The sequence below is a fragment of the Edaphobacter lichenicola genome (assembly GCF_014201315.1).
Lineage (GTDB): Bacteria > Acidobacteriota > Terriglobia > Terriglobales > Acidobacteriaceae > Edaphobacter > Edaphobacter lichenicola_B.
This window is the reverse complement of the sequence record NZ_JACHDY010000002.1, coordinates 1,178,359-1,190,613: the sequence shown is the minus strand read 5'-3', so window position 1 is coordinate 1,190,613 and position 12,255 is coordinate 1,178,359. Positions and strand designations below refer to the sequence as shown.

12 protein-coding genes and 1 pseudogene are annotated in these 12,255 nt (G+C 55.9%); 4 read left to right on the top strand and 9 right to left on the bottom strand.

The features are described from left to right. Positions 1–128: 128 nt before the first annotated feature. Together HDF09_RS11265 and HDF09_RS11260 are read right to left on the bottom strand one after the other, a co-directional pair. The gene (locus tag HDF09_RS11265) at positions 129–893 is read right to left on the bottom strand and encodes a heme-binding domain-containing protein (RefSeq protein ID WP_183766037.1); all 765 of its coding nucleotides are present in this window, start codon (positions 891–893) and stop codon (positions 129–131) included. Continuing rightward, positions 893–1,891 carry a metallophosphoesterase family protein gene (locus tag HDF09_RS11260; protein WP_260181165.1) on the bottom strand — a complete coding sequence of 333 codons (999 nt, stop codon included), beginning with the start codon at positions 1,889–1,891 and terminating at the stop codon, positions 893–895. The genes HDF09_RS11265 and HDF09_RS11260 overlap by 1 nt, the downstream gene beginning before the upstream one ends. Positions 1,892–2,216: 325 nt before the next feature. On the opposite strand from HDF09_RS11260, the gene HDF09_RS11255 reads away from it, so the two are divergent. After that, positions 2,217–2,750 (top strand): sigma-70 family RNA polymerase sigma factor, encoded by a 534-nt coding sequence (locus HDF09_RS11255; protein WP_183766035.1) that lies wholly within the window; start codon positions 2,217–2,219, stop codon positions 2,748–2,750. Next, positions 2,747–3,574: an anti-sigma factor family protein gene (locus HDF09_RS11250; protein ID WP_183766033.1), complete on the top strand. Its 828-nt coding sequence runs from the start codon at positions 2,747–2,749 to the stop codon at positions 3,572–3,574. Before HDF09_RS11255 ends, HDF09_RS11250 begins: the two co-directional genes overlap by 4 nt. Before the next feature lie 164 nt (positions 3,575–3,738). On the opposite strand, the gene HDF09_RS20785 is transcribed toward HDF09_RS11250, so the two are convergent. Then, a complete protein-coding gene (locus HDF09_RS20785; RefSeq protein WP_260181163.1) occupies positions 3,739–3,861 on the bottom strand; it encodes a hypothetical protein in 123 nt (40 codons plus the stop codon). Positions 3,862–4,069: 208 nt separating this feature from the next. Continuing rightward, entirely contained in the window at positions 4,070–4,996 is a 927-nt protein-coding gene (locus HDF09_RS21350) for a transposase (protein WP_406704544.1), read from the bottom strand. 391 nt (positions 4,997–5,387) lie between these two features. Here HDF09_RS21350 and HDF09_RS21345 point away from each other — a divergent pair, with 391 nt between their 5' ends. Beyond that, a complete protein-coding gene (locus tag HDF09_RS21345) occupies positions 5,388–5,555 on the top strand; it encodes an ATP-binding protein (protein WP_406704523.1) in 168 nt (55 codons plus the stop codon). Between the two features lie 162 nt (positions 5,556–5,717). Here HDF09_RS21345 and HDF09_RS20780 read toward each other — a convergent pair whose 3' ends face one another. From HDF09_RS20780 to HDF09_RS11225, 5 genes and pseudogenes are all read right to left on the bottom strand, one after another. Further along, the gene (locus HDF09_RS20780; RefSeq protein WP_260181162.1) at positions 5,718–5,987 is read right to left on the bottom strand and encodes a DUF2971 domain-containing protein; all 270 of its coding nucleotides are present in this window, start codon (positions 5,985–5,987) and stop codon (positions 5,718–5,720) included. A 139-nt stretch (positions 5,988–6,126) separates the two neighbouring features. Continuing rightward, a pseudogene (locus tag HDF09_RS21340) lies at positions 6,127–6,348 on the bottom strand (DUF3050 domain-containing protein); the annotation flags it as partial. 256 nt (positions 6,349–6,604) lie between these two features. Then, on the bottom strand, positions 6,605–8,623 hold the full coding sequence (locus HDF09_RS21130) for a formylglycine-generating enzyme family protein (protein ID WP_311719283.1): 2,019 nt from the start codon (positions 8,621–8,623) through the stop codon (positions 6,605–6,607). Positions 8,624–8,834: 211 nt separating this feature from the next. Further along, positions 8,835–9,779 (bottom strand): ribokinase, encoded by a 945-nt coding sequence (gene rbsK, locus HDF09_RS11230; RefSeq protein WP_183766018.1) that lies wholly within the window; start codon positions 9,777–9,779, stop codon positions 8,835–8,837. A 25-nt stretch (positions 9,780–9,804) separates the two neighbouring features. Further along, complete coding sequence (locus tag HDF09_RS11225) at positions 9,805–10,944, bottom strand: GRP family sugar transporter (RefSeq protein ID WP_260181161.1); 1,140 nt, start codon at positions 10,942–10,944, stop codon at positions 9,805–9,807. Between the two features lie 151 nt (positions 10,945–11,095). On the opposite strand from HDF09_RS11225, the gene HDF09_RS11220 reads away from it, so the two are divergent. Next, positions 11,096–12,154 carry a LacI family DNA-binding transcriptional regulator gene (locus HDF09_RS11220; protein ID WP_260181158.1) on the top strand — a complete coding sequence of 353 codons (1,059 nt, stop codon included), beginning with the start codon at positions 11,096–11,098 and terminating at the stop codon, positions 12,152–12,154. The last annotated feature ends 101 nt before the right edge of the window (positions 12,155–12,255 follow it).

The window sequence follows — 12,255 nt, the reverse complement described above, 5'->3', positions numbered from 1 at the left end:
AGAGAGTTTGCGCGGCTACAGTTACGTGTGGGATTCCCGATGGACGTACAGGGATTTTGCACTTTGCTCCTAACCAGAATTTAGACTGATTATTCTGACATTTTGTCTCCTCACATTCTTGAGTCAAGCTATTGCTGCTTCAGGTAAGCAACCAAGTTCCGGCGCTCTTCAGCCTTTGGGACGCTGAAGCTCATATTGTTGTCCGACACCATCAAATCCGGATCGCTCAGCCACTTCTCCAGCGTTGCATCGTTCCATGTCACATTCGAGTGTTTTAATCCTGTTGAGTACGTAAACCCCGACACGCTCCCGGCCTTTCTGCCAAACACCCCGGCCAACCTCGGCCCCTCGCGGTCAACATTCATCGCATGGCAGCCTGTGCAGCGCTTCTCAAACACGGCCTTGCCTTGCGCAGCATCACCCTCCCCGGCCAATGTCGCCTCGCTTCCACTCGCACTCTTGCCCAGCATCGATAGTGCCTGAACATTGGCCTTGGAAAGCCTCGCGTCCCAGTGCAGCAACCGATACTGCAGCGGAGGCATGTCCCCGCTCTTTGCCTCTTCGAAGATCTTCGCAGTCAAAACCTGCTGTTTGTCCGCCGGCATCTGCTCCCATTGTGAGAGGTCCATCTTCTTGCGCGCCTCAATGATGTCGCGCTCGATCAGCCACGACCCAGGGGCGATACGCGCATACAATGGCCACCGGGTTTCACTCGAGTGGCAATCCGCACACTTCGTCACCAGCACCGTCCTAGCATCCGCCGGAATACTCGTACCTTGCAGCAGCGTGCCGAGTCCCTTTGCGGGCTCGGCACGCGGATCTCCAAACGGATGTACGTATCCCATCCCCACTACGGCAGCCACAGTCAATGCTGCTACGGTCCACGGACGCATCAAGCAATTTCCGCCAGGGTCGAGTCAACAACAGCCAGATGATTATGTCCGCGAACGACCTTAACCTTGGTCACTCCAAGCACATTCTCCAACTTGCCCGCCGGAACCATCATCGGCCCTGGGTTCGGCGCCGCTCCCGGTGCAGGCTGTGGAAACGCCGTCGCCATTGCTGTGTGGAAGGCCACATTGCCTTCGACCTTCTGCACAACCTGATGAATGTGACCGTTCAGAACCGTGACCGAACCAAAGGGCTTCAGCATGGCGAGCGCCTGCTCTCCGTCCTTTGTGCCCCATCCCCACTTCTCATAGACCATCCACAACGGAATATGGGCGAAAACCACGATTGGCGTCGAACGGCTCAACCCGGCCAGATCAGACTTCAGCCACTTCAACTGGTCGTCGCCCATATTCCCCATCGCATCTACTTGTACACAGTTGTTCAGGCCCACAAAGTGAACGCCCTTGTGGTTGTAGCTGTACCAGCCATTACCCAGGGCGCCCTTGCCAAAACGCTGCTTGTACTGCGTACCATCGTCGATAAAATCGTGCTCCCCGGGCACGTAGAACACCTCATTCTTGAAGCCTTTAATAACCTGCGAGGCCGTATCGAACTCCACTGCTTTCGAATTCTGCGTGATGTCGCCGGTGTGAAGCATGAAATCCGGTGCCTTCATGCCCACAGGCACAATGTTGGCCCTTTCGATGGCCTTCTTCAACGTCCCGGTCACGTCTGGGTTTGCGCCCTTGTTAAATCCAATGTGGCAGTCGCTGATCTGCACGAACGAAAAATCGTCTACCTTCCCGGCCCCGGTGCCGCCACCCTTCATCGTCTGCGCCAACAGCTTCGAAGTAGGCACGCCGCCAACCATCGACCACAGCAGCCCTGTACCAGCCCACGCCATGCATCCCAGAAAATTGCGCCGGTCGATGCCATCGCCCACGCCCTCGTTCTCCTGCACTACTTCGTCTTCCTTGAACCGACTCATATCAAGCTCCATCTGATTTTTGATTGCCTACGCTGTCTAAAACCGACGAGGCGCGCATTTATTCTCGTCCGCTAAAAAAAATCGTGGAGAATAATCCGGCAGCGATTTAGTTACCAATCGATACGGCTCAAACTTCGTTTCAGCCGAGAGGTTCGATCATGCGTGTCGCTGACATCTTTTGCCTTTCCCTCGCCATTGCCGGCTGCTCGACCTCCCCCGGACCCACTGCTATGATCCTGAAAGCTGCTGAGCATGGTCGTGGTTGGGATCACCCTGGTCTGGTTCCGCTCAGTGGACCGCAGTCCGCAGCCCCACCCACGTCGAGGCATACCGCACCATGCTCTCTGAAACCAATAGCGGCGACACCTTTGAGCAACTTGCGCTCCCGCTCATTCCGTCGCTCTACAACCACGCCTTCTGGCTCACCCGCGATCAAGCCGAGGCCGAAGATCTCGTGCAGGAGACCTTCTCAAAAGCGCTCCGTGCCTTCGGCTCATTCCAGTCCGGCACCAACTTCAAGGCTTGGACCTTCCGCATACTCCACAACACCTTTCTCACCACGCGTACCGGCATCGCCGCCTCCCGCACTGTGTTCCTCGAAGACCATCCAGAAACGCTCGACACCTCCTCTGGCCCCACTCCGGAAGACAATCTCATCCGCCTCAACAACCAGGCAGCTCTCCATATCGCACTCGAGCAGCTTTTGCCACAACTCCGCGAAGTTCTGCTCCTCTGCGACGTTGAAGAGATTAAGTACAAAGACATCGCCCTCATTCTCGACGTCCCCATCGGCACAGTTATGTCGCGCATCTCGCGCGCCCGCCGCACCCTCCGTCAACTCTTGCAGCCGCAGCTCGGGGAATCTCTATGAGTCAAACGCCTCAAGTCATCGAACATCTCAACCCGGACAGGCTCAACGCCTTCATCGACGGCGAACTGCCACCCACCGAATGCTACGGAATCGAGCAGCATCTCACCACCTGCCACGACTGTACTCTGCGTGTCCTCTCCGCCACGCAACTCAAAGCCGCCACCGCGCGTGCTGGTCACCGCTTCGCTCCACCGCCTGAAGCGCTCGCTCGCCTCACGGCACAACTCCGTTCCCAATCGCAGTTGCAGACAAAGCCTCAGACTCAAACAAACCCGCAGCCGCAAACGAAAATACCTACGCGTATCTACTCCATCCGTCCCGCAGCCTGGGCAGCCCTCGCCGCAGCGATCCTGCTGACGATCTCACTCCCCAGTTGGCGTCAGCTTAATCGAACCAATACCCTTGCGGCCGAACTCCTCGACCAGCATCTCGCCACCCTCTCCAGCGCAGCCACCCCACAGGTCATCTCCACCGACCGTCACACCGTCAAACCCTGGTTCCAGGGCCGTCTCCCCTTCAGCTTCAATCTTCCCGATGTCGCAGCTCTTCCACCCGACACCACCCTCAAAGGCGCAGACCTTACCTACCTCAACGGTCAGCCCGCGGCGCTGCTCCTATTTACCATCCACAAACACGAGGTCTCCATCTTCCTCACGCAACGATCCACCACCCCAAATCTGTCCACTCTGCCGGGCTCCCGCGCAGGCTTCACCATCCACACCGCCACCACACCAGATCTCCGCATCGTCGCAGTCAGTGACGTTAACCCAGCCGACCTCGACAACCTCTTAGCGGCTCTGGTGCAAACACAAAATCCCGCGTAATCTGCCGCACCACCAGATGCGGTACCGCAACGCGCGGCGGCGATCACGGATCTCAGTGAACATCATGTGGCACTCTGGGAGGATGCGTTGCGTCTAAATGCATCGAATTCCGGTGCTAACATGCACTTAAACATGCACCGGCTTCAGCAGTCTACTGGGTCTGCTTAACCGTCGTTGCCGATGGCCGAGGCCGTTGTCGCGGAGCTGAACGCCGCACTCGATCGGCTGGAAGAGAACCACACACTTTTCGTGGTGGGATCGAGGCCGTCGCTTTCGAGCAATCTCATCCCTCTTCGCGAGCATAGGGTCTGGTGCCGCTGATCTGGTTCTGGACGGTTGGTCGGCAATCCGGAAGTAATCCTGCGGTTAATCGCTTGCGCAGTGCAATGGCCATTGAGGTCATCCTTTCTATGCTTAGTCGAAATCGGCCGGATTGTCGGGACTGATGACTTTCCCTTTTAGGCCTCGCGCCGGTATTTCATTCCATGGAGCAAATCAAGAGAGATCATTGTCAACTGTCGACAGCACGCTATAGGGTTCATTCAGCATGCGGTTCCACGATTGCTTCGAGAAATGGCCTCGTACCGAGGAATGAACTCTGTTGAGGAAGCCTGACCTACGGAAACATGGCATGGAGCAGCTTTCGCGCAACAGCGATGATCGCCTGTAGACGGGCTTTCTTTCGAGCCAGCAGGCTTTCGAAAAAGGCTTTTGCGTGGGATCGCAACGAGATGCGACTGGCGCCGGCATGTAAAGCGCTCTTCTCAGGTGACGATTCCCCGCACGGCTGATGCGAGACGCCTTCCTCACTGAGCTTCCTGATATTTCATGCGCAGGATTCAGGCCGCTATGTGCGACCCATTCTCGCACCGTACGGTCTGACGGCTGGGTAGACAGTTCCGCGAGCAATTGCATCGCGCTCACCTGTGCGATGCCCGGAATGCTTACCAGCAGCTCGAATCGCTTGCGAAGCAAATCGTCCTGTCTGACGAGTGTCATTGCTTCGCGCCGACGTTTGTGGATACGAAGCTTCAGGGATGCCACGGAATGCTTCAAATCTTGAATAGTGCAGCCAGGTGTGGAAGTGGAGCCGTGTGCCGCGTGAAGACGGTTCTGATTCTGAGCGCTCTGCACAGACAGACTCTCCACCTGGCGGACAATTGAGCGCAGTCGCATTGAACCCGGACTAGGGGCGACCCAAGCGGTGAACGGCATCCGACGAGCGTATTCAGCTAACACCTCGGCGCCTGCCGCATCAGTTTTCGACCGTCTAATGGTTTGAGCAAATCGATTGGCGACCTTGGGATTCAAGACTGCGACTTCGATTCCTTCCGCTGCATGAAGTGCAAACGCGAGATCCAGAGAGTAAATTCCCGTGGCTTCCAACGACACTCGAACCGGTGATTTGCCTTCTGTAGCCAGACAATGAGAGCTCTGTGCCCAATTGAAGTGTTAGGGAAACTCCTTTGCTCGAATGGCTGATACACGCGCTGAATCGCCACGATGAGACTTTTGGCACTGACATCAATGCCACTGTACATTGTTTCCTGGCCCTGTATGGATCGCTTGCTCATGAACGGTCTCCGGCGTTAAGATTCAGCCTCGGCTCCCGTCCCTGTCCGCAGTCACGGACTCGCTCTTGTCGCCGACCTTGAACATGCAGGCTTTGTGCCTCCGATTCTCCACGGCGTAATAAGAAAGGGACGGTAGCCGTTCTCTGCGACAGGCTCAGGATCGCTCCCGGCCTCAGGTGGGTACGGCCCTTCCGCCGAAGCGCAACTTCATCGTTACGCCCTGATGCGCAACATACAAGGTGGGTGGGCAAATTTGGCTTGGCGCAATTTCGAACGCCGAGACGACGCAGATTGTTGTTAGGGACAATAGAAATGGGATGACCAAGGAGACTCTCAGAAATCTCTTCCAGCCTTCCTACAGTACGAAGGGAGATCTCGGGAATGGTCTGGGTCTCTATATTTTGTGAGAAATCGTCGACGCAACTCCCTGCAACGCTCGAGCCTATCTGACTGTCGCATGCCAATGCGGCGGATGTACTTGCTTCACCAACAGAAAAGCATCTGGGCGCATGCCTGCCCACAAGCACGTCACGGCGTCGCCATAGGGTTCCACTGCTTCTTCTATCTTCTTACTCACTGTGGGATGTCACTGCGCGCCGATGATAACTTCCTTGAGCACGAGGAGCGGGTCCAAACTCGATCCATTTGAGCCCCTTCGCATCCGGCGGATCGTTAAGGTCCACGAACATCCGCACCTCTTGTTCGTAGCTCCAACTCTCGTGCTTGGTGCGCAATAGGCGATTTGCGAGGTCGAAGTTCAAATCCTCCGGGCGCTGGATTTGCAGGAGATTCTGCTGATAGAGGACGTCGGTGTCGTAGTTGGCTACCTTCCGAGTCATTCACAGGGGCTCGTCGGCTGCCCAGGCCGCGGCCTTCGCGTTTGGCCGCGAGGATGCGGTCCCACACCGCGAAGACATGCGACTCCATGAAAAAGCGGACGTGACCGAGCGCACGAATCCGTGGATAGGTCTCGACGAACTCTTTCGCCGCTGCCGGAACTCCTTCGAAACTCAGCCCGTCAACGCCCAGCGGAGCGCAGCTTACCACGTGGCGAATCGCACGTGTATCTGCCTTCACCTGCTCCATCGCTTCGAGATAAATCTCGAAATGACTGATCGGGCGCCCCTGATATTCGTCGCTCTCCCATCCGGAAACTGACCCTTGGATAGTTGCAAGGCTAAGAGTGATCGCGGCAGCCATTTCAGCTGAAAAGCCATTAACACGGCTAGCGCCGGAGGGCATCCTCCCAGCCATTTTTGAACGACCCGGAACACTCATTCTGCAAGAGGCTTGACAGGAGTCCAAGCGAATGCACAGGTTCGCATGCCGGCGCAACACTAGTGCAAAGGCAGGCGATGGGGCGGACTACAAGTTGGAAAGATCGCGCATACGCGGGAGAATAAAACCGAGGGCTATTCAATCCGTAAAACCCCTCTGCGATCATGTGAGACGCCTTTCATTCTGCGTCCTTCACGCAACGGAAGCCGAGCGCGCCGGATCTGTCATAGCTTGGAGCCATCATCAACAGCTTTCCATGGTTATCGTTTCGATAGGCTTGGGGAAAATACCAGATAGATCCCTGCGGCTTGTAGTAGCTTCCTCCGCGCAAAATTCCTCCGCGCGTGTGCTCATCCACATATTCATCGGTCCACTGCCAAACATTTCCGACCATATCCATTACGCCGAATGGACTTGCACCCGACGGGTGCGCATCGACGTTGTCAGGCCCTCGCATAGCGCGCCCGAGGTCCGGCTGAGGTACTGCCTTGTCATCCCAGCGATCGCCCCACGGATAGGTTCTGCCATCTGTTCCCTGAGCTGCAAACTGCCACTCCCATTCGTGAGGCAGGCGCTTACCCGCCCACGTCGCGTACGCTCGAGCGTCCTCAATCGACACCCAGGTCACAGGTTTGTTATCCCATCCTTCGGGATAAGTTCCATTGCTCCAGTCCTTCAAAAAATTGAGATCGTTGCCCGGATGATAGTGCGTTGCGTCAAGAAACTTCTTGAACTCAGCGTTGGTCACGGGATATTTGTCCATGTCAAACGCCTTCAACTTCATCGGATGCTCGTGAAATCTTCGCGGAGTATCTTCCCATGGATATTGAACGTCGACACCAACATCGTCAGAGCCCTCAACCTCTATGCCTTCCACGCGAAATAAATAGTTGCCACCCGGAATCTTGATCATGGCTTCAGGTGTTGCCGACGCCGGCTTAGTAGAAGCGATCTCTACAATGCTCTGCGGCAGGGTCTTCCATTCGTGTGAAAAACTCGGGAGCTTCGACTCTGTCATTGATTTCATCGTCCCCATCAACTCGTGCATCGCAGCACTCGGTTCACCCACCGTTGCCAGGATCATTCCATATCCATGCGATTCAATCGGAAAGGACAGAATCGCGTCACTACCCTCTTTCTCCGGCGTCAGTTCAACCCCGTGATATAGATCGAAGTAACGGGTGCCCTGTTCGAATTGAATCGTCATCTGGCGTCCCTGAACGTCATACTCATTGCGATTGACGATCGTCCACACAGTCTGTCCGTTCAACGGCCATCGGCTGGAAAAGATCCCATAGCGATGCATCGGATAAAGAGGCTCCCACCCTGGGCTGACAAGGAAGGGTGCGACTCCGCGTTCCATCGTCGCCATTCTTCGCGTCGCCTCAGCGTCTCTCGGAGTCACCTGATTCCAGATCCCCCAGACGTTCTCCCAACTCTCCCACCCCTCGCCGTTGAAAAAGGCGTATTGCAGGTCATCCGTTTTATCCCGATTCCATCTGCCCTGGATATTCACTTGGTGACGCGTCTCAAGCCACCGGTACTTATCAACCATCGGCGCAAACTGAAACTTGTACTGACCCCACGTTAGGACGTTCCACGCCAAAGCCTCATCAGAAGGCCCATTCTCCGGTTCGAATGCGAGAGGGTGCCCCACCTTTTCGGCAGCAAGCGAGAATGCAAGAGGCACACCATCCTGCGTGTCACCGTTGATGCCGTCCGCACCGATCTCCTCCATAAACTCAGCGGTCGCCTGTGGCCATGGCTTTCCCGGATCGCGCGTGCCCTGATCCCACATCATGATTGGAAAAAGCACCTTCACTCCGCGTCGATGAAAATCCTCAGCCATATTGCGAAGCCCTTCGACCCCGCCCGGCATCGAGCGCACCATGTCCTGCTGATTGCGATTGTCGATGCCCATGTTGGGGTAGGTCGCCCAGATCAGCACCGCATCAATCCCGCCGTATCGCTTCTTCAAATCGTCAAGATATCGATCGACGGTGTATTTACCTACTACTGGATCATAAAAGTAGCGATCGTGCACCATCATCTGCGGCTGTATGAAACTGGATTGAGCCCACTGCAGCGCGGGAAGGTCATACCTTGATCCGTCATAGCCGACGCGAATTCGCCGTTCGGTGCGCCAATCCGTTACAGCCTTTAGCCACTCATCGTGCGTCTTTGCCGTACAGGGCACATTTCCACCCTCCCATGGCATATGCAGCGTCAGACAAGCTGGAGGCGGGATCTGTTGTTCTTTTGGCTCATAGCGCCAGTCCTGCGCCTTCCCTGGTGATGTGAGCCCAGCGGCGAAAAGGCAAAGGCATATTGAAAGTGCAGATTGTTTCCGTCTCGTTAGAATATTCACTCTTCCGCCTCCATCTTGCGTCCTGCCGTCCGTCTTCGTTCTATAACTCGTTCGCTCCGACGCCCGCCAACATCTGTTCCACCTCGGCCATTCGCGGCATAGAGGTTTGGGCCCCTGTCCGCGTTACTGAAAGCGCTGCTGCTGCTGCAGCGAAGCGTGCGCTCTCGACCGGATCTTTCTTCATCATCAAAGCCGTCGCAAACGCTCCGTTGAAAGCGTCTCCCGCAGCTGTTGAATCGACTGCCTGAACCGCAAACGGCTCCAGTCGAGCACCCAATCCATCAGCCGATGCAAGATAGGCGCCACGGGATCCAAGCTTGAGGACCACCCCTCGAACCCCTTTGCGCATAAGGGTCTGCGCCATCATCACAGGCTCGTCGACTTTAGCCGCTCCATCCCCGATGAAGAATGCCGCCTCCGTCTCGTTTGGAGTGAACCAATCGACCTTGTCGAGAAGGTCCTTCGGCAACTGCTTCGCTGGCGCAGGATCGAGAATCAGCGGCACACCCTCACGCGCGCAGATCGTCGCCAGATGTTGAACCGTCTCCGTCGGAATCTCCAGTTGCGTTAGCACCATCCCCGCGCCTCGAAGAATCTCGATGTTTGCATCCAGATCTTCAGGCGTTAGCTGTGCATTCGCGCCTGGCGTGATCACAATGCAATTTTCCCCAGCTTCAGACACGACGATCACGGCAACACCTGAGCTGCATTGCGAAGTTGAGACACCGTCGACATTCACACCCGCATCTTTCAGGTGCTCTTTAAGCTGCGTACCGAAGGCATCATCTCCGATGCGTCCAATCATCGCGACCGGAAACCCCAGACGCGCTACTGCAACCGCCTGATTCGCGCCTTTTCCCCCAGGATGAGTCTGGAAGGCTGTCCCGACTACGGTCTCTCCCTCGGTGGGAATCCGCGCCGTGTACGCGACGAGATCCATATTGATGCTCCCCACCACGACGACTCCCTTCTTTTCAACGGACATAGGCCTCCTAAGCTCGCAAACAGGATCAATAAATAGGAGCGAGCGCAATCGCGCTCAATCCGCAGAGGAACAAAACAAACATCCAAAACAGGTAAGTTTTGGCTCGAGCCGGCGCGGTTGCAAATTCCTTCCAGATAAAGACTCCCCACGCGGCAGAGATCATAGTCGCGCCCTGACCAATCGAATAAGAAACTGCCGGCCCTACAATATGCGCGCGAGATGCCACAAAATTTAAGGTCGCGCCCGTACACCAGATCACTCCGCCAAGGATGCCCCAAAGATGCCACGATCCGCGTGCCGAAGAGTACCCACTCATCGACACGGGCTCGCTCTTATCCAACGGCTTGCGCATCAACAGGTAGTTGAATGGAGCGGCGCATAGAGCGACGCCAATCGAGAAGAACATTGCCACGGCATACGGCCCAGGAGCGCCCTCGCCCAACATGGACCGTGAGACAAAGGGATAGAAGCTACCCATCAACAGGCCCGCTGCCAAGCAGATGACGAACCCGCGCATGCTCAGCGATCGGCGTTCAGTCTCGCGCAGCCGGTACGCCATCGCATCAAGAACGATCGCTCCCACGACGAGTGCGATTCCGCCAAACAGCATCAACGCATTGCCGCTTGGTGAAATAATGTAGCTGCTGATTGCCCCGACAATAAGCGCTAGCCCGATTCCAACCGGAAATGCAACGGCCAAACCAGCAATCTCGATGGCGGCAACGAGCAGCAGGTTGGCGACATTGAAGAGGATGCCTCCTGTCACCGCGAGTCCGATGTGGGATGAATCCGCCGCCAGCAAGTCGGCTAGAAAGGGCCGGCCGACGCCTCCCATGCTTCCCAGCGTAAAGCCCCAAATCAGAGCCGCCAGGATCAACCCGATTACATAATCCCAGTAGAAGAGCTGGAATCGATAGCCAGGACACAACTTCATCGTGTTGGCCCACGAACCCCAACAGACCATTGTGATGAGCATCAACGAAAGAGCAACCGCATAGGTTTGAGGCTGAAACAATGGTCGGGCTCCTTCTAGGTTTCTGCAACCATTTGAAGATCTCCAGTTGGGCTTCAGGTGAAAGCTTTCAAATAGGAGCCTCCGAAGCATAAAAAGACAGCCATAGTTTGTCAAGGAAGTTTTCTGCACTCCTTTCAATCGATCGGCCAAACGCAATCGTTATAAGGTATGCGAGACTCAAGTATGCTCCGGAGCCGCTTCAATCCTGAGCATCACAGCACCAGTTCAGGCATTCGCCTTCAAGCACACGCTCAAAAAAGCACAAGAGCCGGAGGAATTCAAATCCGCAGGAGTTTAGCGAATGGCAAACATGAAGCAGATTGCAAAGATAGCTGGAGTCTCACTCGGCACCGTATCCCATGTTCTCAACAAATCTGCTCCCGTTCGCGAAAACCTTCGCAAGCGGGTCATGGACGCCGTCGATGCGGTCGGCTACCAGCCCAGTCAACTGGCGCGCGGGCTTCGTCTGGACAAGACCAACATGATCGGCATGATCATTCCAGACGTAACGAACCCCTTCTTCCCGGCAGTAGTTCGCGGCGCAGAGGACGTCGCCTTCGCAAACGGCTATCGCTTAATCCTCTGCAACACTGACAACGACCATTCCAAAGAGATCGTTCACCTCAATGAACTTCGAACGTTCCTTCCGTCTGGTCTGATCGTGATTCCATCTAACTTCAGTGACCTCACAGCACAGGCCGAGTCGTATCGAAAGTCTGGAACAGCAGTAGTCTGCGTCGACCGTCTTCCCAAAGGGTGGGACGGCGACACGGTTACTGCTGACAACGAGAAGGGAGCCTATGAGGCGACCAGCTACGTGCTCCGGCAAGGACATCGGCAGCTTGCGATGGTCATGGGCCCACGTCACCTGACGAATGCGCAAGACCGCCTGGCTGGCTTTAAACGCGCATTACACGAAAAAAAGATCCCAATCGGTCCCGAATATATACAAGAGGCAAGCTTCGACCAACACGGCGGTTACGCGAAGACTATGCTTCTTCTTCGCATGATCCCGAGGCCGACGGTGATCTTCGCAGCGAACGACATGATCGCGTTCGGCGCCCTGCTGGCCTTTCGCGAAGCCGGCCTCCACTGCCCCGAAGACATATCCCTGATTGGTTTCGACAATCTTCAATTTGCCGAGATGACCAGCCCGCCGCTCTCATCCGTATCCCAGCCAGGCTTTCAAATGGGAACCTCGGCCGCTCAAATCCTGATTGATCGTGTCCGCGGCGATGATGGCCCAGCAAAGCATCTCGTCCTTGAAACAGCGCTGAAGATTAGAGATTCGGTGGCTCCTCCTAGCCTGATCTCGGCCCAGAAATCCCCCTCCTCTCGGCGGAACAGACTTAGCAAATAGTCGACCTTGTCCTTGCGATGAGTTGTCTTCGGCGGTTCGCAGATTTTGCCGTTGACAAGATCGCAATGCGTGTTCTAGTCTTCTCGGCGATCTAAATGAAA

Excerpts from the sequence above, each read along its gene's own strand:
- HDF09_RS11250 (WP_183766033.1), top strand. The coding sequence starts at position 2,747 with ATGAGTCAAACGCCTCAAGTCATCGAACATCTCAACCCGGACAGGCTC.
- rbsK (WP_183766018.1), bottom strand. The coding sequence starts at position 9,779 with ATGTCCGTTGAAAAGAAGGGAGTCGTCGTGGTGGGGAGCATCAATATG.
- HDF09_RS11265 (WP_183766037.1), bottom strand. The coding sequence starts at position 893 with ATGCGTCCGTGGACCGTAGCAGCATTGACTGTGGCTGCCGTAGTGGGG.
- HDF09_RS11255 (WP_183766035.1), top strand. The coding sequence starts at position 2,217 with ATGCTCTCTGAAACCAATAGCGGCGACACCTTTGAGCAACTTGCGCTC.
- HDF09_RS20780 (WP_260181162.1), bottom strand. The coding sequence starts at position 5,987 with ATGACTCGGAAGGTAGCCAACTACGACACCGACGTCCTCTATCAGCAG.
- HDF09_RS20785 (WP_260181163.1), bottom strand. The coding sequence starts at position 3,861 with ATGAGATTGCTCGAAAGCGACGGCCTCGATCCCACCACGAAAAGTGTG.
- HDF09_RS11220 (WP_260181158.1), top strand. The coding sequence starts at position 11,096 with ATGGCAAACATGAAGCAGATTGCAAAGATAGCTGGAGTCTCACTCGGC.
- HDF09_RS11260 (WP_260181165.1), bottom strand. The coding sequence starts at position 1,891 with ATGGAGCTTGATATGAGTCGGTTCAAGGAAGACGAAGTAGTGCAGGAG.